Source organism: Klebsiella sp. K4 (assembly GCF_014596785.2).
In the GTDB taxonomy this organism is placed as follows: Bacteria; Pseudomonadota; Gammaproteobacteria; order Enterobacterales; family Enterobacteriaceae; genus Klebsiella; species Klebsiella pneumoniae.
Genome location: NZ_CP115021.1, coordinates 3575900 through 3600817 on the forward strand (window position 1 = coordinate 3575900; position 24918 = coordinate 3600817).

Sequence of the window (24918 nt, forward strand, 5' to 3'; positions counted from 1 at the left end):
AACGCATTGTAGGGTGTATAACAAAAACAATGTTATACGATCACAATTAATTTCAATCTGAAATTAATAAACAGAAAATGGCAATAAGAGACAAAATTAGTGCAGCAATGATCACAATACCTCATATAACCTGTTGCACCATCGTCAATTAGGATGTCATAACAAATAATTAATGTAATACGTATAACATGTCAGGAAAACAGCGAACGCGGCCCGCGGATCGCTGAAATTCTCTCTGCCCATTTGCAAGGAACTGAAACATGACGTCCGGTAAAAGAAACTACCTTCTGTTGAGTCTTTTCGATTTCCTCTACCTGTTCGCCTGGTCGTCGACCATGGCTTTCTTCGTTATCTGGACCACCCAGCATCTTGGCATCAGCGCCACGAAGACCGGGCTGCTTTACTCGGTCAACGCCTTTATCGCCCTGCTGATGCAGCCTTTCTTCGGCTTTATCTCTGACAAGTTCGGCCTGAAAAAACGGCTTATCTGGCTGCTGGTCGCCCTGCTCCTGCCGGTGGGCCCCTTCTTTATCTACGTTTACGCGCCGCTGCTGGTGCACAACTTTTGGTTTGGCGCCTTGCTGGGAGGGATCTATCTGGGGATCATCTTTAACTCCGGCTGCGGAGTAATCGACTCTTATATCGATAAGATTTCCCGGCGCTATCAGTTCGAATATGGTCGTGTGCGGATGTGGGGCTCGTTAGGCTGGGCAGCGGCGGCCTGGATTGTGGGTAAATATATCGACAGCAATCCTAATCTGGCCTTCTGGCTCGCCAGCCTCGCCATTGTCATCGCCGCCATCTGCTTTATGCTAACCAAAATTGAATTAACCGACGCCGATGTGGCGCGAAGCGAATCGCTGAAGGTCTCTCATGCCCTTGAGCTGGCGAAGAATGGTCAGTTCTGGATGCTGCTGCTCTTTACCCTGTTCGTCACGCAGATTTACGACACCTACGATCAGCAGTTTGCCCAGTACTTCTCGCTACAGTTCCCGACGCCGGAGGAAGGCAACCGCTGGTACGGGATCCTCGCGTCTATTCAGGTCTGCGGTGAAACCCTGTTCCTCTGCCTGATGCCATGGTTTGTTAACCGGACCGGCGCCAAATGGGCGCTGATCATCGCCGGGCTGATCATGTCGGTACGTATTGTCGGCTCAGCCGTGCCCCTCGGCCCGGTGTGGATTGGTGCGGTGAAAATGATGCATGCTCTGGAGAAGCCGTTGATTCTGGTATCGGTCTTTAAATTCATCGCCGCCAACTTCGACCACAAGCTCTCTTCGACGGTCTATTTGCTGGTGCTGTTCGTCGCCTCGATCGCCACCGCTATTTACTCTCCGCTGGCAGGCTATCTGTACGATACCATTGGCTTCGCCAACACCTATCTGATTCTCGGCAGCGTCGCCGGGCTCTTTACCCTGATCTCTATTTTCACGCTGCAGGATAAGCGCGAGCCGAAAAAACCCGGCGCCACCCCCTCTGCAGCCATTAACCCGGCGCAATAAGTCTCTGCCCGGCAGCCACGCCGGGCTTGAGTCGCCTGTGCGCACGGCTTGTCAGAAGCGTGTCCCGCCCCTCTGCTCCGGGGCGTGTGGGATCCGCTTTGGCGGTGGGGGGCGTAAAAGACAGGTCGGGGGCGCTTTTTCACCATTAACCGCGACAGAGCTATACTCTTTTTCGCAAAGATCTGTAGAATTCCTGCCCTGACCATTCCAATAATTGAACACTTTTTAAGCTATGAGCAATGTCACGCATCAGCCGAAAATCGGCTTCGTCTCCCTGGGCTGCCCGAAAAACCTCGTGGACTCAGAGCGTATCCTGACCGAACTGCGCACCGAAGGTTATGACGTCGTACCGACCTACGACAACGCCGATATGGTGATCGTTAACACCTGCGGCTTTATTGATAGCGCTGTGCAGGAATCGCTGGAAGCGATCGGCGAAGCGTTGAAAGAGAACGGCAAGGTAATCGTCACCGGCTGTCTCGGCGCGAAAGAGGATCAGATCCGCGAAGTGCATCCGAAGGTGCTGGAGATCACCGGTCCGCACAGCTATGAGCAGGTGCTGGAGCATGTCCATCATTATACGCCGAAGCCGAAGCACAACCCGTTCCTGAGCCTGGTGCCGGAACAGGGGGTTAAGCTGACGCCGCGCCACTACGCCTACTTAAAAATTTCTGAAGGCTGCAACCATCGCTGCACCTTCTGCATCATCCCGTCCATGCGTGGCGATCTGGTGAGCCGTCCGATTGGCGAAGTGCTGGCCGAAGCCAAACGCCTCGCTGACGCCGGCGTGAAAGAGCTGCTGGTGATTTCGCAGGACACCTCCGCCTACGGCGTCGACGTCAAGCACCGCACCGGCTTCCACAACGGTATGCCGGTGAAGACCAGCATGGTCAGTTTGTGCGAAGAGCTGGCGAAGCTCGGCATCTGGGTACGCCTGCACTATGTCTACCCGTACCCGCACGTTGACGATGTGATCCCGCTGATGGCGGAAGGCAAGATTCTGCCGTACCTCGATATTCCGCTGCAGCACGCCAGCCCGCGTATTCTGAAGCTGATGAAGCGTCCTGGTTCTGCGGACCGTCAGCTGGCGCGCATTAAGCAGTGGCGTGAAATTTGCCCGGATCTGACCCTGCGCTCCACTTTTATTGTGGGCTTCCCGGGCGAAACGGAAGAAGATTTCCAGATGCTGCTCGACTTCCTGAAAGAGGCGCGTCTCGACCGCGTCGGCTGCTTCAAGTACAGCCCGGTTGAAGGCGCTACCGCCAACGAGCTGGCGGACCAGGTGCCGGAAGAGGTGAAAGAAGAGCGCTGGAACCGCTTTATGCAGCTGCAGCAGCAGATCTCTGCCGAGCGTCTGCAGGAAAAAGTGGGGCGCGAAATCCTGGTGCTGGTAGATGAAGTTGATGAAGAAGGCGCCATTGGCCGCAGCATGGCCGACGCTCCGGAAATCGACGGCGCGGTGTACCTGAACGGCGAAACCCGCGTTAAGCCGGGCGACGTGGTGCGGGTGAAAGTCGAGCACGCCGACGAATACGACCTCTGGGGTACCCGGGTCTAGTCCAGCTTCCCGGATAGCGGCTTAGCGCATTCCCCAGCCTACGGGGTCCTCCCGTAGGCTCCCCCCAGGTCCGCGCAAGCGCAGCGCCGCCGGGTAATTTATCAGTCATCATGCCTTCATATTGCCGGGTGGCGGCTAACGCCTTACCCGGCCTACAGTTCGTGCGGCCTGCCGTTAATTTATTCACCATTGTTGCTGAAACAGCCGATGCTGGCGGCCTCAACATCGCTGAGACATTCCCGAAAGGCCGGGGCAGGCCGCATGGATGCGGGCTGAGGGCCGTGTTTTGCACGGACGCTGCCTCGGCCCAACCCGAAGCCTGCAGGGAAAAGTCGAAGGCACCACGCAGTGGCGATGTTGCTGGCCGGAGCCCGGGGGTACAGGGGGCGGCGGCGACTGGCCGCCCCCTGTGCGCTCCCTGCGCCATAAGAGACATAACGCAGACGATTAACCGGGAGCGCAAACTACGCTGAAGCCACAGATAACATAAAGGACTTTCCAGCGATGCTTCGCCTCACCCTGGCCCTCTCCCGGGAGGAGAGGGAACCGTCCGGCGGTCGTTTCCGCCTCACACCGCTCCCTGCGCCATGAGAGACCTAACGCAGAAAATTATCCGGAAGCGCAATGTGCGCTGAAGCCGCAGATAACATAAAGGACTCCCGGCGGAGCTTTCCCTCATCCTACCCCTTTAACTTCGGATCCAGCGCATCGCGCAGGCCATCTCCCAGCAGATTAAACGCCAGCACGGTCACGAAAATCGCCACCGCCGGAAAGAGCGCCACGTGCGGAGACATCACCATATCCGCCCGCGCTTCGTTGAGCATCGCGCCCCACTCCGGGGTGGGCGGCTGCGCGCCGAGGCCGAGAAACGACAGACTGGCCGCCGAAATAATCGATACCCCAATGCGCATGGTGAAATAAACCACGATCGATGACACCGTCCCCGGCAGAATATGGTTGAACAGAATGGTGGCGTCGCTGGCGCCGATGCTGCGCGCCGATTCAATAAAGGTCTGCTGCTTCAGAACCAGCGTATTGCCGCGCACCAGACGAGCAAACGCCGGGATCGAGAAGATCGCCACGGCGATGATCACGTTGGCCATCCCGCTGCCCATGACGGCGACCACCGCGATCGCCAGCAGGATCCCCGGAAAGGCGAACAACACGTCGCAAAGTCGCATAATGAGCCGGTCCCACCAGCCCTCATAGTAGCCAGCCAGCAGCCCAAGCACCGTGCCGATGGCCGCGCCAATCAGCACCGCCAGTACCCCGGCGGCCAGCGAGATCTGCGCCCCGACCAGCACCCGGCTGAAAATATCCCGTCCCAGGGAGTCGACTCCGAACCAGTGCACCAGCGAAGGTCCCTCGTTCAGACGGTCGTAGTCGAAATAATTTTCCGCATCGTACGGCGCTATCCATGGGGCAACGATGGCTACCGCAATCAGCAACAGCACGAAAATACCAGCGCCCATCGCCACCGGCTGGCGACGAAAGCGCCGCCAGAACTCATGCCAGGGGGTATGGATCTCGCCGGGTCTGATGCCCGGCATGGCGTTCAGCGCCGCCTGCCTTCTCCAGTTAAGCAATCGCACCTTACTTATACCTGATAGCCGGGTTTATGGCCGCGTACAGCACATCCACCACTAAATTGATAAGAATAAACTCCAGCGAAAAGAGCAGCACTTCCGCCTGAATCACCGGGTAATCGCGCATCTCCACCGAATCGACCAGCAAGCGCCCAAGCCCCGGCCAGTTAAACACCTTCTCCACAACGATCGACCCGCCGAGCAGAAAGCCGAACTGCAGCCCCATCATGGTCACCACCGGGATCATCGCATTGCGCAGACCATGCTTGAGCACCACCCGCGTTTCGCTCACCCCCTTCGCCCGGGCGGTACGCATATAGTCTTCATGCAGCACATCGACGAATGACGCGCGGGTAAAGCGCGCCATGACCGCCGCCACCGCCGCGCCAAGGGTCAACGACGGCAAAATATAGTGCCGCCAGCTGTCGGCCCCCACCGTCGGCAGCCAGCCCAGCTCAACCGAAAACACCTGCATCAGCAGCATACCAAGGGCAAAAGCCGGAAACGAAATACCGCTCACCGCCAGCGCCATTCCCAGACGGTCGGGCCAGCGATTGCGCCACACCGCGGCCGCAATCCCCGCCGCCATCCCGAACAGTACCGCCCAGCTCATGCTGGCCAGCGTCAGCCACAGCGTGGGCATAAAGCGACTGGCAATCTCACTGGCAACGGGACGCCGCGAGGCCATGGAAATGCCAAAATCGCCGCGCAGCACGTTGGTGATGTAGTGCCAGAACTGGACATGCAGCGGCTGGTCAAGCCCCAGCTGCTGGCGCACCATCGCCACCACCTGGGCATCGGCCTCAGGTCCGGCAATCAGCCGCGCCGGGTCACCGGGCAGCATATGGACGAACAGAAACACCAGCACCGCGACGATAAGCAGAGTAGGGATCAGGCCCAGCAGGCGCTTAATCACATAATTCAGCATCGCTCCCTCCCATTCCGGGAGAGAGGACGCATGAAGATGAACATGATCACGGCGTCAGGTCCGCCTGTTCGAAGCTAAAGCCGGTATCCGGCTGGATATAGAAACCGGTGAGATTCTTGCTGTGGGCGGAGACCAGTTTCTCGACCACCAGCGGCACCCACGGCGACTCTTTCCAGATAATATCCTGCGCCTCTTTATAGAGTTTGGTTTTCTGTTGCGGATCGGTGGTTTTCAGCGCCTCGCTCAGCGCGTTATCCACCTGCGGGTTGCTGTAAAACGCGGTATTAAACAGCGTCGGCGGCCAGTTTTGCGAGGCGAACAGCGGCGACAGCGCCCAGTCGGCTTCACCGGTGGAGGCGGACCAGCCGGTATAGAACATCCGTACCCCGCTCTCTTTCTGCCCTTTACCTTCCACTTCCGCCGCCCGCTGACCAGCGTCCATCGCCGTCACCTGCGCCTTAATCCCCACCTGCGCCAGCTGCTGCTGGGTGAACTGCAGTACTTTCTGCGCGGTGCTGTGATTATGTGATGACCACAGCGTGGTGCTGAAACCGTTAGGGTAGCCCGCCTCTTTCAGCAGCTGGCGCGCTTTCGCCGGATCGTATGGCCAGGCGGGGTAGGTCTGGGCATAGGCGATCGACGGCGGCACCACTCCGGTCGCCGGGGTGGCGTAGCCGGCGAACGCTACCTTCACCAGCGCCTGACGGTTAATCGCATAGTTGATGGCTTCCCGTACCTTCGGATTATCGAACGGCTTCTGCGTCACGTTCATGCTGATGTAGCGCTGCATGATCGACGGGCTGGCCACCAGCTCCAGTTTGCTGTTTTTCGCCAGCAGCGGCGCCTGTTCGTAAGGGATCGGGAAGGCGAACTGCGCCTCGCCGGTCTGCAGCATCGCCGCCCGGGTATTGTTATCCACCACCGGACGCCAGGTGATAGAATCCAGCTTTGGCAGCCCCGGCTGCCAGTACCCATCGAACTTGCTGACCTTCACAAAATCCGTCTGGTTCCAGGTGTCGAGCTTATACGGCCCGGTGCCCACCGGGTGGAAGCCGATATCCTTACCATATTTTTTCAGCGCCGCCGGCGAAATCATCGCTGTCGCCGGATGGGCGAGAATGTTAATAAACGCCGAGAAGGGCTGCTTCAGGGTAATTTTGACCGTAGTCGGATCGACCGCCTCGGTACTGGCAATATTTTTATACAGGTTATAGCGCTTGAGATGGTTATCCGGGTTACTCGCGCGATCGAGGTTAGCCTTTACCGCCTCGGCGTTAAAGTCAGTGCCATCCTGGAATTTCACCCCGCTGTGCAGCTTAATGGTGTACACCAGGCCGTCCGGTGACACGGTATAGCTCTCAGCAAGAACGTTTTGCAGCTTCATCTCTTTATCAAGGCCGAACAGGCCTTGATAAAAGGACTTCGCCACCGCCTGCGACAGGGTATCGTTGGCATCATAGGGGTCGAGGGTCGTGAAGTTAGACCCGACCGCCACCACCACATCTTTGGCGGCAAAGGCGGGAGCGCTCGCCAGGGCTGCCGCGATACTCAGCGCCAGCCACCATTTGCGTGAAACAGGTTGTGTCATCGTGTTCTCCTGAAAAGATGCGTTATGTGTTGTTATGTTCTGCCCAGCACATCGGCGGATTCGCGGGCGACGAAGTGGCCCGGCCCGACCTGCTGCAACGGCACGCTGGCGATCTCCTCGCCCCGCTTATAAATATTGCCCGGGACGTCATCAGACAGCAGAACCCGCTGCGGATGACGGTGGCCCGGGTCGGCCACCGGTACGGCGGCCATGAGCTTACGGGTATAGGGGTGCTGCGGGTTTTCAAACACCGCGCGGCGCGGGCCTATTTCGACAATGCGACCGCGATACATCACCGCCACGCGGTGGCTGATGCGCTCCACCACCGCCATATCATGGGAAATAAATAGAAACGCGATGCCCATCTCGCGCTGCAGGTCGAGCATCAGATTGATAATCTGCGCCCGAATGGAGACATCCAGAGCCGACACCGACTCGTCGGCTATCACCACCTTCGGATTCAGCGCCAGCGCGCGGGCAATGCAGATCCGCTGCCGCTGGCCGCCGGAAAAGGCATGGGGATAGCGCCAGGCATGCTCCGGCTGCAACCCCACGCGCTTCAGCAGCCAGGCGACCCGCTCACGCGCTGCTTCCCCACGCAGCAGGCCATGCACCCGCAGCGGCTCCATAATCGAATCGCCGACCGTCTGACGCGGATCAAGCGAGGCGTAAGGATCCTGAAAAATAAACTGAATATTGCGCCGCAGAGCCTGCAGCTTGCCGCCGGCGAGGGTATCGATCCGCTGACCGTCGAAGGTAATGGTGCCTCCCTGGGTCTCTACCAGCCTCAGCAGCGCCCGGCCGGTGGTCGACTTGCCGCAGCCGGACTCGCCCACCAGCGACAGGGTCTCTCCCGGCCAGAGATCAAAACTGACCTTCTCCACCGCATGCACTTCGCGCGTCACGCGATTGAGCAGCCCGCCGCGCACCGGAAAACGGGCCACCAGGTCACGCACCTGCAGGATCGGCTCGCCGGCGACTACCGTATCGGGCGTTTCGCTCTCCGCCAGCGGCTGGCCCGGCAGCGGAAAACGGCGCGGCAGATCCTGGCCACGCATCTCCCCCAGCCGCGGGACCGCCGCCAGCAGCGACTGCGTATACGGGTGCTGCGGCGAACGAAAGATCTCCTCAACGCTGCCGGTCTCTACCGCCTCACCGCGATACATCACCAGCACCCGATCGGCGATATCGGCCACGACGCCCATATCGTGGGTGATAAAGATCACCCCCATCGCCATCTCCTTTTGCAGGACGGCAATGAGTTGCAGAATTTGCGCCTGGATGGTGACATCCAGCGCCGTGGTTGGCTCATCGGCTATCAACACCGCCGGCCGACAGGAGAGCGCCATGGCGATCATCACCCTCTGGCGCATGCCGCCGGAGAGCTGGTGCGGATAGCGCGAGAGCATCTCTTCCGCCTGGGGAATACGCACCTGATCGAGCATCTTTTTCGCCGCGCGCAGCGCCTCTTCGCGCCCCAGCCCCTGGTGCAGGCGCAGGGATTCGGCAATCTGCTCGCCGATGGTAAAAACCGGATTCAGCGAGGTCATCGGCTCCTGAAAAATCATGGCCAGATCCGCGCCGCGCACCCGGCGCATCTCAGCGTCCGTTTGCTCATTGAGCGCGATCACCTGCCGGTTACGCCGCCGCAACCACAGCCCCTCGCTGTTCACCTCGCTGCTGGCCGCGTCTAGCAGACGCATCAGCGCCAGCGCGGTCACCGATTTTCCCGAACCGGACTCACCCACTATCGCCAGCGTCTCGCCGCGGCGCAGGCTGAAGGAAAGCTGACGCACGGCCTGCACCTCCGGCGCATCCTGCTGGCGGAACGCCACGTTCAGGTTGCGCACCACCAGCACTTCGCAGGTATCGGTTTCGTGAGTTTGCGACACTCGCCCTCTCCCTTGTTCTATTCGCGATAAATGCCAATGGTCGGCGTATCGCCGGCATAGCACCAGGCGCGGTACATGCCTTCACTGTTAAACGGTAAAACGACGTTGCCTTCGCGATCGACGGCTATCAGCCCGCCGCTGCCGCCGAGAGCCGGCAGTTTCTCCATCACCACCCGCTCGCAGGCGGAATAGAGACTGAGCTGCCCATACTCCATCAGGGCGGCGATATCGTAGGCCGCCAGGGTGCGCATAAAGACTTCGCCGGTGCCGGTACAGGAGACCGCCACGCTGGCATTATTGGCATAACACCCCGCGCCCGGCAGCGGGCTGTCGCCGACGCGTCCGGGCAGTTTGTTGGTCATGCCGCCGGTGGAGGTCGCCGCCGCCAGATTGCCGGCCAGATCGAGCGCCACCGCGCCGACGGTGCCCATTTTCTGGCGTTCGTCGAGGGGAGCGGCGTGGTGGTCGAGGATAATCTCCCCGCCCGCTTTCGCCTCCTGCAGCTGCAGCAGCCTTTCAGGAGTGGAAAAGAGATCGTTATCCACGCGCGCCATCCCGTGGGAGATGGCAAAATTTTCCGCCCCCTCGCCGATCAGTAATACGTGCGGACTCTTCTCCAGCACCAGACGCGCCGCCAGCACCGGATTACGCAAATGTTTGACCCCGGCTACCGCGCCCGCCTGCAGGCTGTAGCCGTCCATTACGCAGGCGTCCAGCTCGTGGGTTTGATCGCGGGTAAATACCGCGCCCATTCCGGCGTTGAACAACGGACACTCCTCCAGCAGCCGAACGGCCTCGGTCACGGCATCCAGCGCGCTGGCGCCCGCGGCCAACATTTTCTGCCCGCTTTCGACGATAGTCGACAGCGCCGCCACATACTCTCGCTCCCGCTCCGGCGTCATTTGCGCGCGAGAAATCGCCCCTGCGCCGCCGTGAATTGCTATAACCGCCTTGCCCATTTCGCCAGTCCTTAACGATGAAGTGGATCGCCCCTGCCCTGTCGTACCGCGGCGCGGCGCCGGTCACGTCATGAATAAGGGTATTGATATCATTATATTGCTGAATGTCTTATACAATTTTTGAATATAGAAAGAGCGGCGGGCGATGTAAAGCCTCGTACCCAGGTGGCATACAGCCCGCGCCGCTTTTCTGCCATAATAGGCGTTTTCGCTGTTTTGCCCGCAGGAGTGACCCATGGATTTTACCGCCGGACTGATGCCGCTCGACACAGCCCTCGCCCAGATGCTCGATCGTATTACGCCGCTGAACGCGACGGAAACTGTACCGCTGTTGCAGGCCTTCTCGCGTGTGACCGCCCATGACATCGTCTCCCCGCTGGATGTGCCCGGCTTTGATAACGCGGCGATGGATGGCTATGCCGTCCGGCTGAACGACCTTCGCGACGGCGCGGCGCTGCCGGTCGCCGGTAAGGCCTTCGCCGGCCAGCCGTTCAACGACGCCTGGCCGTCGGGCACCTGTATCCGCATCATGACCGGCGCGCCGGTGCCGGAAGGCTGCGATGCGGTGGTGATGCAGGAAGAGACTGAACAGACCGAGGCCGGCGTGCGCTTTATCGCGCCGGTAAAAGCCGGGCAGCATATTCGCCGCCGCGGAGAAGATATTGCCCACGGCGCGGTGGTCTTCCCGGCGGGGACACCCCTGACGGTGGCCGAGCTGCCGGTGCTGGCCTCGCTGGGCATTGCCGAGGTCGAGGTGGTGCGCAAGGTACGCGTCGCGGTCTTCTCAACCGGCGATGAGCTGCAGCTGCCGGGTCAACCGCTCGGCGACGGCCAGATTTACGATACCAACCGCCTGGCAGTGCACCTGATGCTGCAGCAGTTGGGCTACGAGGTCATTAACCTCGGCATTATTCCTGACGACCCGGCGAAGCTGCGCGACGCCTTTATCGCCGCCGACCAGCAGGCCGATGTGGTCATTAGCTCAGGCGGCGTCTCGGTGGGTGAAGCCGATTACACCAAAACTATCCTCGAAGAGCTGGGGGAGATCGGCTTCTGGAAGCTGGCGATTAAGCCGGGGAAACCCTTCGCCTTCGGCAAGCTCAGCAGCAGCTGGTTCTGCGGCCTGCCGGGTAACCCGGTGTCTGCCACCGTCACCTTCTGTCAGCTGGTGCAACCCCTGCTGGCGAAACTCTCGGGCAAGCACGGCCCGCTTCAGGCGCCCCGCCTGCGGGTCCGCGCCGCCACGCGCCTGAAAAAGTCGCCTGGCCGCCTCGATTTTCAGCGCGGTATTCTGCAGCGCAACCCGGACGGCGAACTGGTGGTGAACACCACCGGCCATCAGGGCTCGCACATTTTCAGCTCCTTCAGCCTCGGCAACTGCTTTATCGTGCTGGAGCGTGAGCGCGGCCATGTTGAAGCAGGTGAATGGGTCGAGGTCGAACCCTTCAGTCACCTGTTTGGGGGGCTGTAATGACCGTTGAGCTGAGCGATGAAGAGATGCTGCGCTATAACCGGCAGATCGTCTTGCGCGGTTTTGATTTTGACGGCCAGGAGCGGTTAAAAGCCGCTCGCGTGCTGGTGGTCGGCCTCGGCGGGCTCGGCTGCGCCGCCGCGCAGTATCTGGCCGCCGCCGGGGTCGGGCAGCTCACCCTGCTCGATTTCGACACTGTCTCGCTCTCCAACCTGCAGCGCCAGACGCTGCACAGCGACGCCACCCTCGGCCAGCCGAAGGTGGATTCCGCCCGCGAGGCGCTGGCGCGCATTAACCCGCACGTCCGTCTGGTCCCGCTCAATGCCTTGCTGGATGAGGCGGCGCTGGCGGCGCAGATTGCCGATCACGATCTGGTGCTCGACTGCACCGACAACGTCGACATTCGCAACCAGCTTAACGTCGGCTGCTTTCAGCACAAAACCCCACTGGTCTCCGGAGCGGCGATCCGTATGGAGGGGCAAATCAGCGTCTTTACCTATCAGGATGGCGAACCCTGCTACCGCTGCCTGAGCCGTCTGTTCGGCGAAAATGCCCTCACCTGCGTCGAAGCCGGGGTAATGGCCCCGCTGGTAGGCACCATCGGTTCGCTGCAGGCGATGGAGGCGATTAAGCTGCTGAGCGGCTACGGCACCCCTGCCAGCGGAAAAATCGTCATCTACGATGCCATGACCTGCCAGTTTCGCGAAATGAGGCTGATGCGTCACCCGCAGTGCGAGGTATGCGGCTCGCACTGACCCCCACACCGGCGACGAGAGTCGCCGGTGGTTTTGTGACCGCTCTCGTTATTTTCTCCTCTCTGACTTATCCCCATCCCGCTTGTTGATTTGCGTCAACATAACTTTCATTCGAAAGTGTTTTTATATTCATACGCAAACAAGAGGATAAGCCATGATCTTCAACATCCAGCGCTATTCCACCCATGACGGCCCAGGGATCCGCACCGTCGTCTTCCTGAAAGGCTGCTCGCTGGGCTGCCGCTGGTGCCAGAACCCGGAGAGCCGCGCCCGTAGCGAAGATCTGCTGTATGACTCGCGGCTGTGCCTGGCCGGCTGCGAGCTGTGCCAGCAGGCGGCGCCGGCGGTTATCACCCGCACCCTCGATGGCCTGATCATTCACCGGCAAAACGTTAACGACAGCCATATCGCCGCGCTGCGCGACTGCTGCCCCACCACCGCGCTCACGGTGTGCGGCGAGGAGAAGAGCGTCGAGGAGATCATGGCGACGGTGCTGCGTGATAAACCATTCTACGATCGCAGCGGTGGCGGCATCACTCTTTCCGGCGGCGAACCCTTTATGAACCCAACGCTGGCGCAAGCGCTGTTCGAAGCCAGTCATCAGGCAGGCATTCACACCGCCGTGGAAACCTGCCTGCACGTGCCGTGGAAATACATTGAACCGTCTTTACCCTTTGTCGACCTGTTTCTCGCCGATCTGAAGCACGTTGACGAGGCCGTTTTTCAGCAGTGGACCGACGGCAGCGCCCGCCGGGTGCTGGATAACCTGCAGCGTCTGGCGCAGGCGGGGAAAAAAATGATTATTCGCGTGCCGTTGATCCAGGGATTCAACGCCAGCGAAGCCGACATTGCCGCGATCACCGATTTTGCCGCCGATCGCCTGCAGGTCAGCGAGATCAATTACCTGCCGTACCACACGCTGGGAATGAACAAATACCAGTTACTCAGTCAGCCCTACACCGCACCGGACAAACCGCTGGACGCTCCTGAGCTGCTCGTCTTCGCGCAGGATTATGCGCAAAGCAAGGGGCTAACGGCGATATTACGAGGATAACCCTATGACTACCCTGAAGCTCAACACCCTCAGCGCCCGTATCCAGGCCCATAAAATGGCGCTGGTGCATATCGTCAAGCCGCCGGTCTGTACCGAGCGCGCCCGCCACTATACGGAGATGTATCAGCGGCATCTCGATAAACCGATCCCGGTGCGCCGCGCGCTGGCGCTGGCTCACCACCTGGCGGAGCGCACCATCTGGATCAAGCACGATGAGCTGATCGTCGGTAACCAGGCCAGCGAAGTGCGCGCCGCGCCTATTTTCCCAGAATACACCGTCAGCTGGATTGAGAAAGAGATCGACGATCTCGCCGACCGCCCCGGCGCCGGCTTCTCGGTCAGCGAGGAGAATAAACGCGTATTGCATGAAGTGTGCCCATGGTGGCGCGGCCAGACCGTACAAGACCGCTGCTACGGTATGTTCACCGATGAGCAAAAGGCGCTGCTCGCCACCGGCATTATTAAGGCGGAAGGCAATATGACCTCCGGGGATGCTCACCTCGCGGTCAACTACCCCTTGCTGCTGGAGAAAGGCCTCGACGGGATGCGTGCGAAAGTCGCCGAACGCCGCTCGCGTATCAATTTGACGGTACTGGAAGACCTGCACGGCGAGCAGTTCCTGAAAGCGATTGATATCGTGCTGGAAGCGGTCAGCGATCACAGCAAACGCTTCGCCGCGCTGGCGCGCGAGATGGCGACAGCAGAATCCCGCGAATCACGCCGCCACGAACTGCTGACGATTGCCGAAAACTGCGACGTCATCGCCCATGAGCCGCCGAAAACCTTCTGGCAGGCGCTGCAGCTGTGCTACTTCATTCAGCTTATCCTGCAGATTGAATCCAATGGCCATTCGGTATCCTTCGGCCGTATGGACCAGTACCTCTACCCGTACTACCGCCGCGACGTTGAGTTGCAACAGTCACTGGATCGCGAACAGGCCATTGAGCTGCTGCACAGCTGCTGGCTGAAGCTGCTGGAGGTCAATAAGATCCGTTCCGGCTCGCACTCCAAAGCCTCTGCCGGCAGCCCGCTATACCAGAACGTCACCATCGGCGGCCAGAATCTGGTGGATGGTAAGCCGCAGGACGCGGTCAACCCGCTGTCGTATGCGATCCTGGAATCCTGCGGTCGCCTGCGTTCTACCCAGCCGAACCTCAGCGTGCGCTACCACGCCGGGATGAGCAACGACTTCCTCGACGCCTGCGTCCAGGTGATCCGCTGCGGTTTCGGCATGCCGGCGTTTAACAACGATGAAATCGTCATCCCGGAATTCATTAAGCTGGGCATTGAGCCGCAGGACGCCTACGATTACGCGGCTATCGGCTGTATCGAAACCGCGGTCGGCGGTAAGTGGGGCTACCGCTGTACCGGCATGAGCTTTATTAACTTCGCGCGGGTGATGCTGGCGACGCTGGAAGGCGGCCGCGATGCCACCAGCGGTCAGGTGTTCCTGCCGCAGGAGCACGCCCTGTCGAAAGGCAACTTCGCTAACTTCGATCAGGTGCTGGCCGACTGGGACCGCCAGATTCGTTACTACACCCGTAAATCCATCGAGATTGAGTACGTGGTCGATACCATGCTGGAAGAGAACGTCCACGATATTCTCTGCTCGGCGCTGGTCGATGACTGCATCGAACGGGCGAAAAGCATTAAGCAGGGCGGCGCGAAGTATGACTGGGTTTCCGGCCTGCAGGTGGGTATCGCCAACCTCGGCAACAGCCTCGCGGCGGTGAAAAAACTGGTCTTCGATCAGGGCGCCATCGGCCAGCAGGAGCTGGCGAAGGCGCTGGCGGAAGATTTCGACGGACTGACCCACGAGCAGCTGCGCCAGCGGTTGATCAACGGCGCGCCGAAGTATGGTAACGATGATGACAGCGTCGACGAGTTGCTGGCGCGGGCCTACCAGACCTATATCGACGAGCTGAAGCAATATCACAACCCGCGCTATGGCCGCGGCCCGATTGGCGGCAATTATTACGCTGGCACCTCCTCTATTTCCGCTAACGTCCCGTTCGGCGCGCAGACCATGGCGACGCCGGATGGCCGTAAAGCGCATACCCCGCTGGCGGAGGGGGCCAGCCCGGCCTCCGGTACCGACCATCTGGGTCCGACGGCGGTTATCAGTTCGGTGGGCAAGCTGCCGACCGGGGCGATCCTCGGCGGCGTGCTGCTTAATCAGAAGCTGAATCCGTCAACGCTGGAGAACGAGTCCGATAAGCAGAAGCTGATGGTGCTGCTGCGCACTTTCTTCGAGGTGCACAAAGGCTGGCATATCCAGTACAACATCGTGTCGCGCGACACGCTGCTGGAAGCCAAGAAACATCCTGACCAGTACCGCGATTTAGTGGTCCGCGTCGCTGGATACTCGGCATTCTTCACCGCCCTGTCGCCGGATACCCAGGACGATATCATCGCCCGTACCGAACATACGCTGTAATCCTTCGTGCCCGCTGGCGCTATGCTTAGCGGGCCAACCCTGTTCTGCAGGCCGGAAAAGACATGCCCTTCCGGCATTTTCTGAATGCGTGAACTTTCATTCGAAATAAATTTGTGCTCCTCATCACATTGTAATTAGAATGTTACTGGTCGAAGTTAAGCCAGGAGCACTCTCTTATGACCGTTAAAGTTATCGTCACCGATATGGACGGAACTTTTCTCAATGACGCCAAGCAGTACGACCGCCCGCGTTTCCTCGCCCAGTTTGCGCAGCTCAGGCAGCAAGGTATTGAATTCGTTGTCGCCAGCGGCAATCAGTACTTTCAGCTGATCTCATTTTTCCCGGAAATTCGCGAGCAGATTTCATTCGTCGCAGAAAACGGCGCTCTGGTTTATGAACATGGCAAGCAGCTGTTCCACGGCGAACTGACCCGCCACGAATCACAAGTGGTGATTGGCGAATTGCTCAAAGATCCGCAGCTCAACTTTGTCGCCTGCGGCCTGCAGAGCGCCTACGTCAGCGATAAAGCTCCGGACGCCTTTGTTGAGCTAATGTCGAAGCACTACCATCGCCTACAGCGGGTGAGCGACTATCACGCCATCGACGATACGCTGTTTAAATTCTCTCTCAACCTGCCGGACAGCGAGATCCCACAGCTGATTGATAAACTGCACGTGTCGCTCGACGGCATCATGAAGCCGGTCACCAGCGGCTTTGGCTTTGTCGATTTGATTATCCCTGGCCTGCATAAAGCCAACGGCATCAGCCGTTTGCTCAAGCGTTGGGATCTTTCGCCGCAGCAATGCGTCGCCATCGGCGACAGCGGCAATGACGCCGAAATGCTGAAGCTGGTGAAATACGCTTTCGCCATGGGTAACGCTGCCGACAGCATCAAGGCCATCGCCGGCTACGCTACCGACGATAATAACCATGACGGCGCGCTGAACGTTATCCAGGCCGTCCTCGATAACACCCCGCCCTTCAACGCCTGACCCTTCGCCGGGGCATCGCGCCCCGGTTTTCCATTTTGTGCGCCGCAGCAAGATTTTAAACTTGCATTAACTCCATTTTAACTTAAATTAACGTTTGTAAGATTTAATACTTTCGAATGAAAGATACAGCGAGGTTATTATGGCTGCTCTCCCGACCCACGAAACCCTTCCCGCCGATCACAAAGCGGCGATTCGCCAGATGAAACAGGCCCTGCGGGCGCAAATTGGCGACGTCCAGGCGGTGTTCGATAAGCTCTCAGCGCGCATCAGCGAGCGGCTGCAGGAGATTGAGACACTGAAAGCCGCAGGCCAGGAGGTCTGGCCAACCGTTCCGTTCCGCGATATCGCCGAAGGAACAGTGAGCGATGAGCAGCGCGCGGCCATTAAGCGACGGGGCTGCGCGGTGATTAAAGGCCACTTCCCACGCGAACAGGCGCTGGCGTGGGATACCGCGATGCTGGAATATCTGGATCGCAACCATTTCGACGATGTTTACAAAGGGCCTGGCGACAGCTTCTTCGGTTCGCTGGAGGCTTCGCGCCCGGAGATCTACCCGATCTACTGGTCGCCCTCGCAAATGCAGGCGCGGCAGAGCGATGAAATGGCGGCGGTGCAATCTTTCCTCAACCGCCTGTGGCGTTTTGAACAGAATGGCAAACGCTGGTTCGATCCGGACGTCAGCGTGATCTATCCCGACCGCATCCGCCGCCGCCCGCCGGGAACCACTTCGAAGGGGCTGGGGGCGCATACCGATTCCGGCGCGCTGGAGCGCTGGCTGCTTCCCGCCTATCAGCAGGTTTTCGCCAACGTTTTTAATGGCAATATCGACGCCTACGACCCGTGGGACGCCGCGCACCGTACCGAAGTGGAAGAGTATACCGTCGACAACACCACCAAATGCTCGGTGTTCCGCACCTTCCAGGGCTGGACCGCGCTGTCGGACATGATCCCGGGTCAGGGGCTGCTGCACGTGGTGCCGATCCCGGAGGCGATGGCTTATGTGCTACTGCGCCCCCTGCTCGACGATGTGCCGGAAGATGAGCTGTGCGGCGTTGCGCCGGGCAGAGTGCTGCCGATCTCTGAGCAGTGGCACCCGCTCTTAATTAAAGCGTTAAGCTCGATTCCAGCGCTGAATGCCGGGGACTCCGTCTGGTGGCACTGCGACATCATTCACTCGGTGGCGCCGGTGGAAAATCAGCAGGGCTGGGGAAATGTGATGTACATTCCGGCCGCGCCGATGTGCGAGAAGAACCTCGCCTACGCGCAGAAAGTAAAAATCGCCCTGGAAAAAGGCGCCTCGCCGGGGGATTTCCCGCGCGAGGACTATGAAGCCAGCTGGCAGGGGCGCTTCACCCTGGAGGATCTGAATATCCACGGCAAACGGGCGCTGGGTATGCCGGTCTAATCGTCATACAGCCCCTGCGGCTCGACGGCGGTATGGCCTTTGCCCGGCCGGATCCGCCGTACCGAATCGCGTACCACCAGCGTGCCATGCAGCAGTAGCGAGCCGTGCGGCGCCTCCGGGCGCAGCAGGCGCTGCTGCAGGAGATGCACCGCCTCGCTGCCCAGCTCATCCCGCGGCACATGCACCGCGGTCAGCGGCACCTCCTGAATCGCCGCCAGATTAAATCCGTCAATGCTCATCACCGAGACATCCTGCGGCACCCGCAGGCCACGCTTTTGCAATGCGCTGACGGTGCCGGCGGCCATAAAATCGCCGCCCACCAGGAAGGCGGTGGGCAACGGCCTGCCCTGTAAGCCGTCAAGCCAGGCGCCCACCTGCTCTTCCGTCTCTCTGGCGCTAAAGTTGGCGACGCTGATAAGATCCCGGCTGGCGGTAAAGCGCAGATTACGCGCGCGCCACGCCTCCTGAATCCCCCCCAGCCGCAGCTCCATGGTATAGCGGCGCAGGCACATCACGTTCATCACCGCCCGATGCCCCATATCAAACAGATAGCGGGCCGCGCACTGGCCGATCAGCCGATGATCGGGAGCGATGGACGGCAGCCGCATCCCTTCATCCCGACAGTTGATCAATACGCAGGGTTTGCCCAGATCCGCCGCCAGGCCATGAATATGCGGATCGTCGATCCCCAGCAGCACCGCGGCCTGGGTCTCAGGTTCATTCATGCGGGCAAGAAACAGGTTGGCGTCGCTGTCGTTCTCATCCAGCGCGCAGTAGCGCAGGCGCACTTCATGCGCCGCCAGCGCGTTATTGATACTCTGGATCACCCGGTAGTAGAAGATATCCGATCGCTCATCGAATGCGCGCTGCGGGGCAAACACCAGCAGATGATTGAGCAGCAGACGCCCGGCGGCCAACCCCTGCATGACACCCAGCTCGCGGGCGCACTCCAGCACCGCCCGGCGCGCCTTGTCGCTGGTATTCGCTTTCCCGGCCAGGACGCGTGAAACGGTGCTGGGCGATAGCCCGGTGCGGGCGGCAATTTCGGCGACGCGCAGCTTTTTATCCATTTTGTGATCCAGCTCCGATTGAAAAATGAAAGAATTTTCATAATCGCCAAAGCACACGTTACAAGCAAATTCCGCTGTCAAATATGCGATCTCGCTCATTTCATGAAAAAACTTGCATAAATAGCGCTTTGCCAGACGATTTTTCTGCCCTAGCCTGAATTGGTCCAATATCTCCCATACTAGTTATACCAATGATGTTGAGATTAAAAATAGACTATTCAAATAGTTAATAAATCTACGTGACCACTCAGGGAGTGAGACCGTCACTTTCCCCTACAAACGTCTTGTGGAGTGTGCTATGAGTCAAGGCCTCAACAATGATATCGCCGTCAGCAAAACGCGCCGGGTAGTGAAAAACCTGCGCTGGTGGGTGCTGGTCCTGTTTTTACTTGGCGTTACCGTCAACTACATCACACGCAACTCGCTGGGAATTATCGCGCCGGAACTGAAAGCGACCCTCGGCATTACTACCGAACAATACTCGTGGATCGTCGGCGCGTTTCAGCTGGCTTACACGATTTTCCAGCCGCTGTGCGGCTGGCTTATCGACGTCATCGGCCTGAAGCTTGGCTTTATGATCTGCGCCACCCTGTGGGCGCTGGCCTGTATCGCCCACGCCGGGGCCGGTAGCTGGCTGCACCTGGCTATGTTGCGCTTCTTTATGGGGGGGGCCGAGGCGGCCGCTACTCCGGCCAACGCCAAAACCATCGGCGAATGGTTTCCGAAATCTGAACGCCCGATTGCCGCCGGCTGGGCTGGCGTTGGGTTCTCCATCGGCGCGATGCTGGCCCCGCCGATCATCTACTTCGCCCACGCCTCCTTCGGCTGGCAAGGGGCGTTTATGTTTACCGGCGCGCTGGCGCTACTGTGGGTAGTACTATGGTGGGCCTTCTATCAGACCCCGGAAAAGCACCCCAATCTCAGCAAAAGCGAGCTGGAGTACATCAAACAGGATAACGAAGCCCCGCCGGTAAAACAGCCCTTCTTTACCGCGCTCAAAACCGTCTCGAAAAATAAACGTTTCTACGGGATCGCCATTCCCGCCTTTATGGCCGAGCCCGCCTGGGCGGTGCTGAGTTTCTGGGTGCCGCTGTACCTGGCGAAAGAGCACGGCATAGATTTGAAGCAGATCGCCATGTTCGCCTGGCTGCCGTTTCTCGCCGCCGATCTCGGCAGCGTGGTCAGCGGCTACCTCACCCGCCTGTATGTTCGCTGGTTCGGCTGTACGCGAGTGAACTCGGTGATCGCCAGCTCGGTAACCGGCGCGTTCCTGATGCTCTCCCTGGCCCTCGTCGCCATCACCCGCGATCCCTATATCACCATCATCCTGATCTCCATTGGCGGCTTCGGCCATCAGATCATCTCCTGCATGCTCAGCGCGCTGGTGGTGGAGTCTTTCGACAAGGGACAAATGGCGACGGTCAACGGTATGCGCGGCTCCGCAGCGTGGATCGCCAGCTTCTTGTTCTCGTTATTAATCGGGGTGACCGCCGACAAAATCGGCTTCAACCCGCTATTCATCGCCATGGGTTTCTTTGACCTGATTGGCGCCGTTTTCCTGGTGGCATTTATTGCTGAACGTCGCGCCAAGCGCGCCTGAGAGTGGATGTAAGATATGAAGACGCTGAAACACTGGAGTTTGCATCAACAGCTGGAGCATCACGTTGAACTGACGGTCGATGGCCAGCACACCCTGTGCCTGTACGTACTGGAAGAGAATTTGTTCCGCGTCCTGCTAAAACGCCAGGGCCAGCTGGCGCTGGATCGCACCTGGAGCATCGCTCCGCAGCAGGATGTGCCGTGGGAAGGCCGCGCCCGGGATGACCTCAGCGGTTTTAGTCTCCCGGCCTGGCAGCTGGCCCAGGAGGGCGATACGCTGACTATCGCCACCCGCCAGCTGCGCGTCACCGTTTACCAGCCGCTGTGGCTGGAGTGGAGCTATCGCGACGAGGCCGGCGAATGGCAGCCGCTTGCCAATGACCGTCCGACCAGCGCCTACCTGGCGAATGCCCACGGCGACGGCGTCGCCCATTATCTGAGCCGCCGCAAAGACGAGCGTTTTTACGGCCTGGGCGAAAAGGCCGGCGACCTGCAGCGCACCGGTAAACGCTATGAGATGCGTAACCTCGATGCCATGGGCTACAACGCCGTCAGCACTGACCCGCTGTATAAACATATTCCGTTCACCATCACCCAGCGCAGCGATATCAGCTACGGCCTGTTCTATGACAACCTGAGCAGCTGCTGGCTGGATCTGGGGAACGAGATCGACAACTACCACACCGCCTATCGCCGCTGGCAGGCGGAAGCCGGCGACATCGATTATTACCTGTTTACCGGTAAGCAGGTGCTGGATGTGACCAAAGCCTTCGTTCGCCTGACCGGTAAAACGCTGTTTGGACCCAAATGGAGCCTCGGCTACAGCGGCTCCACCATGCACTATACCGACGCGCCGGATGCGCAAAATCAGCTGATGAACTTTATCCGCCTGTGCGAGCAGCACGCGATCCCCTGCGATTCGTTCCAGCTCTCTTCCGGCTATACCTCAATCAACGGCAAGCGCTACGTCTTTAACTGGAACTACGACAAGGTGCCGCAGCCCAAAGTGATGAGCCAGTCGTTTCACGATGCCGGGCTGAAGCTGGCCGCCAATATCAAACCGTGCCTGCTGCAGGATCACCCGCGCTACGGCGAGGTGGCGGAGCGCGGTCTCTTCATTCGCGATTCGCAAACTGACGCTCCGGAGCGTTCCAGCTTCTGGGATGATGAAGGGTCGCATCTCGATTTCACCAATCCGCAAACCGTGGCCTGGTGGCAGGAAGGCGTGACCACCCAGCTACTGGAGATGGGCATCGATTCGACCTGGAACGATAATAACGAATACGAAGTATGGGACGGCGAAGCCCGCTGCTACGGCTTTGGCCGCGAAATCGCCATCAAACATATTCGCCCGGTGATGCCGCTGTTGATGATGCGCGCCTCGCTGGAAGCCCAGCAGCGCTTTGCGCCGCAAAAGCGCCCATATCTGATCTCCCGCTCCGGCTGCGCCGGGATGCAGCGCTACGTCCAGACCTGGAGCGGCGACAACCGCACCAACTGGGATACGCTGCGCTATAACATCCGCATGGGCCTGGGGATGAGCCTTTCCGGGCTGTTTAACGTCGGCCACGACGTCGGCGGTTTCTCCGGCGATAAACCCGAGCCGGAACTGTTTGTGCGCTGGGTACAAAATGGCGTCATGCATCCGCGCTTTACCATTCACTCGTGGAATGACGACCAGACGGTAAACGAAGCATGGATGTATCCGGCCATCACTCCGGCGATCCGCTCAGCCATTGAGCTGCGCTACCGCCTGCTGCCCTATCTGTACACTCTGCTATGGCAGGCGCATGCTGATGATGAGCCGATGCTCCGCCCGACCTTCCTCGATCACCAGCACGATGCGCAGACCTTCGCCGAATGCGATGACTTCCTGCTGGGCCGCGACCTGCTGGTGGCCAGCGTGGTCGAGCCGGGCGCCCGCCAGCGTGAAGTATGGCTGCCAGATAATCAGGCCGGTTGGTACGATTTCTACAGCCATCAGTGGTTCGCCGGCGGCCAGTGGGTGACGCTGGACGCGCCGCTGGAAAAACTGCCGCTGTTGGTCCGCGCCGGCGCCGGTCTGCCGCTTAGTGAACGTATCAGCCATGTCGATGCGCAAAAAGACGATCGTCGCGAACTGCAGCTGTTCCCGCTGAAAGGTACCGGCTCAACCCGCGGTCTGCTGTTTGAAGACGACGGCGAAAGCTGGGGCTATAAACAGGGGGATGCGCTATGGCTGGAGTGGGAAATGACCTGCAGCGCCAGCAGCATAAACCTGGATATCAACGCCCGCGGCAACTATCGCCCGGCGTGGAAAGCGCTGAAGCTGTCATTACCGGTAGGAGAAAAGCGTAAGCTGCTGGTGAATGGCGTTGAAGGAACGGAGTGGAGGTTCTGACCATAGGCCGGCTGAAATGCCGGTATTGGTGGTCTAGAAATCCCCGGTGGCGCTATCGCTTACCGGGGCTACAGCACTATGCGGTTTGGTAGCCCGGGTAAGGCGTAGCCGCTACCCGGGTAACGGACAGGGATTACTCGATACCTTTGCTGCGCAGGTAGTCTTCGTAGTTGCCGCTGAAGTCGATCACGCGGTCCGGAGTGATCTCCAGGACGCGGGTCGCCAGCGAGCTGACAAACTCACGGTCGTGGGAGACAAAGATCAGGGTGCCCTGATACATCTCCAGCGCCATGTTCAGCGATTCAATCGACTCCATATCCAGGTGGTTGGTCGGTTCGTCCATCACCAGGATGTTTGGCTTCTGCATCATCAGCTTACCGAACAGCATGCGCCCTTTCTCGCCACCGGAAAGTACCTTCGCCGGCTTTTTGATATCGTCCTGGCTAAACAGCAGACGGCCGAGGATGCTGCGTACTGCCTGTTCGTCGTCGCCTTCCTGCTTCCACTGGCTCATCCATTCGAAGACCGTCAGGTCGTTTTCGAACTCGTACTCATGGTCCTGCGCGTAGTAGCCGATTTGCGCGTTTTCAGACCATTTCACGCTGCCGTTGTCCGGCTGCAGTTCGCCTACCAGGGTTTTCAGCATGGTGGATTTACCCACGCCGTTGGCGCCCAGAATGGCGATCTTTTCGCCCACTTCCAGCAGCAGGTTGACGTTTTTGAACAGCGGACCTTCATCAAAGCCTTTGGTAAGGGCTTCCACTTCCAGCGCGTTACGGAACAGTTTCTTATCCTGCTCGAAGCGGATAAATGGGTTCTGACGGCTGGAGGCTTTAACCTCTTCCAGCTTGATTTTGTCAATCTGGCGCGCGCGCGAGGTGGCCTGACGCGATTTAGAGGCGTTGGCGCTGAAGCGGCTAACGAACGACTGCAGGTCCGCAATCTGCGCTTTTTTCTTGGCGTTGTCCGCCAGCAGACGCTCACGCGCCTGGGTGGCCGCGGTCATGTATTCGTCGTAGTTGCCCGGATACACGCGCAGCTCGCCGTAGTCGAGATCCGCCATGTGGGTGCAGACCATGTTCAGGAAGTGACGGTCGTGCGAAATGATAATCATGGTGCTGTCGCGATCGTTCAGCGTCTGCTCCAGCCAGCGAATGGTGTCGATGTCCAGGTTGTTGGTCGGTTCATCGAGCAGCAGGATATCCGGATTGGAAAACAGCGCCTGCGCCAGCAGGACGCGCAGCTTCCAGCCCGGCGCGACTTCGCTCATCGGGCCATAATGCTGTTCAACCGGAATGCCGACGCCGAGCAGCAGTTCGCCGGCGCGCGCTTCCGCCGAGTAGCCGTCCATTTCGCCATATTTGACTTCCAGGTCGGCCACTTTGTAGCCATCTTCTTCGCTCATCTCAGCGAGGGCGTAGATGCGATCGCGCTCCTGCTTCACTTCCCACAGCTCGCCGTGGCCCATGATGACCGTATCCAGCACGGTGAACGCTTCAAAGGCGAACTGATCCTGACGCAGCTTACCGATGCGCTCGTTCGGGTCGAGTGAAACGTTGCCCAGCGTCGGTTCGAGATCGCCGCCGAGGATCTTCATAAAGGTCGATTTACCGCTGCCGTTGGCGCCGATCAGACCATAACGGTTGCCGCCGCCAAATTTAACGGAGATATTTTCGAACAGCGGCTTACTGCCAAACTGCATGGTAACGTTGCTGGATACTAGCACGGGGATATCCTGAAAA

General features: G+C 59.4%; 17 protein-coding genes. 10 read left to right on the forward strand and 7 right to left on the reverse strand.

Going from position 1 to position 24918, the window contains the following annotated elements; translation table 11 throughout:
* The first annotated feature begins 260 nt into the window (after positions 1-260).
* Positions 261-1502 (forward strand): oligosaccharide MFS transporter, encoded by a 1242-nt coding sequence (locus tag IB144_RS17850; RefSeq protein ID WP_016947476.1) that lies wholly within the window; start codon positions 261-263, stop codon positions 1500-1502.
* Positions 1503-1734: 232 nt separating this feature from the next.
* Positions 1735-3060, forward strand: coding sequence for a 30S ribosomal protein S12 methylthiotransferase RimO (rimO, locus tag IB144_RS17855; RefSeq protein ID WP_004141985.1), 1326 nt, complete (start codon positions 1735-1737; stop codon positions 3058-3060).
* A gap of 680 nt (positions 3061-3740) precedes the next feature.
* Here rimO and gsiD read toward each other — a convergent pair.
* From gsiD to iaaA, 5 genes are read right to left on the reverse strand one after another with little or no spacing between them, the layout of a single operon-like run.
* A complete protein-coding gene (gene gsiD, locus IB144_RS17860; protein WP_004147729.1) occupies positions 3741-4652 on the reverse strand; it encodes a glutathione ABC transporter permease GsiD in 912 nt (303 codons plus the stop codon).
* A 1-nt stretch (position 4653) separates the two neighbouring features.
* Positions 4654-5574, reverse strand: a complete 921-nt coding sequence (gene gsiC / locus IB144_RS17865) for a glutathione ABC transporter permease GsiC (RefSeq protein ID WP_002892997.1) — start codon at positions 5572-5574, stop codon at positions 4654-4656.
* Positions 5575-5620: 46 nt separating this feature from the next.
* Positions 5621-7162, reverse strand: a complete 1542-nt coding sequence (gene gsiB / locus IB144_RS17870) for a glutathione ABC transporter substrate-binding protein GsiB (RefSeq protein ID WP_004147728.1) — start codon at positions 7160-7162, stop codon at positions 5621-5623.
* 32 nt (positions 7163-7194) lie between these two features.
* Positions 7195-9054 carry a glutathione ABC transporter ATP-binding protein GsiA gene (gsiA, locus tag IB144_RS17875; protein ID WP_004151710.1) on the reverse strand — a complete coding sequence of 620 codons (1860 nt, stop codon included), beginning with the start codon at positions 9052-9054 and terminating at the stop codon, positions 7195-7197.
* Positions 9055-9071: 17 nt separating this feature from the next.
* Complete coding sequence (iaaA, locus tag IB144_RS17880; protein WP_004147725.1) at positions 9072-10013, reverse strand: beta-aspartyl-peptidase; 942 nt, start codon at positions 10011-10013, stop codon at positions 9072-9074.
* A 235-nt stretch (positions 10014-10248) separates the two neighbouring features.
* Here iaaA and moeA point away from each other — a divergent pair, with 235 nt between their 5' ends.
* From moeA to IB144_RS17910, 6 genes are all read left to right on the forward strand, one after another.
* Positions 10249-11484 (forward strand): molybdopterin molybdotransferase MoeA, encoded by a 1236-nt coding sequence (gene moeA / locus IB144_RS17885; protein ID WP_004176735.1) that lies wholly within the window; start codon positions 10249-10251, stop codon positions 11482-11484.
* Positions 11484-12239: a molybdopterin-synthase adenylyltransferase MoeB gene (gene moeB / locus IB144_RS17890; protein ID WP_038808303.1), complete on the forward strand. Its 756-nt coding sequence runs from the start codon at positions 11484-11486 to the stop codon at positions 12237-12239. Before moeA ends, moeB begins: the two co-directional genes overlap by 1 nt.
* Positions 12240-12393: 154 nt before the next feature.
* Positions 12394-13293: a glycyl-radical enzyme activating protein gene (locus IB144_RS17895; RefSeq protein ID WP_065888828.1), complete on the forward strand. Its 900-nt coding sequence runs from the start codon at positions 12394-12396 to the stop codon at positions 13291-13293.
* A gap of 4 nt (positions 13294-13297) precedes the next feature.
* On the forward strand, positions 13298-15730 hold the full coding sequence (locus IB144_RS17900; RefSeq protein ID WP_004893251.1) for a formate C-acetyltransferase/glycerol dehydratase family glycyl radical enzyme: 2433 nt from the start codon (positions 13298-13300) through the stop codon (positions 15728-15730).
* A 176-nt stretch (positions 15731-15906) separates the two neighbouring features.
* The gene (locus IB144_RS17905; protein ID WP_040216698.1) at positions 15907-16722 is read left to right on the forward strand and encodes a Cof-type HAD-IIB family hydrolase; all 816 of its coding nucleotides are present in this window, start codon (positions 15907-15909) and stop codon (positions 16720-16722) included.
* 139 nt (positions 16723-16861) lie between these two features.
* The gene (locus tag IB144_RS17910; RefSeq protein WP_004176744.1) at positions 16862-18127 is read left to right on the forward strand and encodes a DUF1479 domain-containing protein; all 1266 of its coding nucleotides are present in this window, start codon (positions 16862-16864) and stop codon (positions 18125-18127) included.
* Here IB144_RS17910 and IB144_RS17915 read toward each other — a convergent pair.
* Positions 18124-19254, reverse strand: a complete 1131-nt coding sequence (locus IB144_RS17915; protein WP_020802532.1) for a LacI family DNA-binding transcriptional regulator — start codon at positions 19252-19254, stop codon at positions 18124-18126. The two genes, IB144_RS17910 and IB144_RS17915, sit on opposite strands and share 4 nt — an antisense overlap.
* Before the next feature lie 241 nt (positions 19255-19495).
* Here IB144_RS17915 and IB144_RS17920 point away from each other — a divergent pair, with 241 nt between their 5' ends.
* Positions 19496-20797: an MFS transporter gene (locus IB144_RS17920; protein WP_149358934.1), complete on the forward strand. Its 1302-nt coding sequence runs from the start codon at positions 19496-19498 to the stop codon at positions 20795-20797.
* A 15-nt stretch (positions 20798-20812) separates the two neighbouring features.
* The gene (locus IB144_RS17925) at positions 20813-23176 is read left to right on the forward strand and encodes a glycoside hydrolase family 31 protein (protein ID WP_032419156.1); all 2364 of its coding nucleotides are present in this window, start codon (positions 20813-20815) and stop codon (positions 23174-23176) included.
* A gap of 133 nt (positions 23177-23309) precedes the next feature.
* On the opposite strand, the gene IB144_RS17930 is transcribed toward IB144_RS17925, so the two are convergent.
* Positions 23310-24902: an ABC-F family ATPase gene (locus IB144_RS17930; protein ID WP_002895876.1), complete on the reverse strand. Its 1593-nt coding sequence runs from the start codon at positions 24900-24902 to the stop codon at positions 23310-23312.
* Positions 24903-24918 lie beyond the last annotated feature (16 nt).

Coding starts and splice junctions, on each gene's coding strand:
- rimO (WP_004141985.1), top strand. CDS start 1,735: ATGAGCAATGTCACGCATCAGCCGAAAATCGGCTTCGTCTCCCTGGGC.
- IB144_RS17910 (WP_004176744.1), top strand. CDS start 16,862: ATGGCTGCTCTCCCGACCCACGAAACCCTTCCCGCCGATCACAAAGCG.
- iaaA (WP_004147725.1), bottom strand. CDS start 10,013: ATGGGCAAGGCGGTTATAGCAATTCACGGCGGCGCAGGGGCGATTTCT.
- IB144_RS17900 (WP_004893251.1), top strand. CDS start 13,298: ATGACTACCCTGAAGCTCAACACCCTCAGCGCCCGTATCCAGGCCCAT.
- IB144_RS17920 (WP_149358934.1), top strand. CDS start 19,496: ATGAGTCAAGGCCTCAACAATGATATCGCCGTCAGCAAAACGCGCCGG.
- IB144_RS17850 (WP_016947476.1), top strand. CDS start 261: ATGACGTCCGGTAAAAGAAACTACCTTCTGTTGAGTCTTTTCGATTTC.
- moeB (WP_038808303.1), top strand. CDS start 11,484: ATGACCGTTGAGCTGAGCGATGAAGAGATGCTGCGCTATAACCGGCAG.
- gsiB (WP_004147728.1), bottom strand. CDS start 7,162: ATGACACAACCTGTTTCACGCAAATGGTGGCTGGCGCTGAGTATCGCG.
- gsiC (WP_002892997.1), bottom strand. CDS start 5,574: ATGCTGAATTATGTGATTAAGCGCCTGCTGGGCCTGATCCCTACTCTG.
- moeA (WP_004176735.1), top strand. CDS start 10,249: ATGGATTTTACCGCCGGACTGATGCCGCTCGACACAGCCCTCGCCCAG.
- IB144_RS17895 (WP_065888828.1), top strand. CDS start 12,394: ATGATCTTCAACATCCAGCGCTATTCCACCCATGACGGCCCAGGGATC.
- IB144_RS17905 (WP_040216698.1), top strand. CDS start 15,907: ATGACCGTTAAAGTTATCGTCACCGATATGGACGGAACTTTTCTCAAT.
- IB144_RS17925 (WP_032419156.1), top strand. CDS start 20,813: ATGAAGACGCTGAAACACTGGAGTTTGCATCAACAGCTGGAGCATCAC.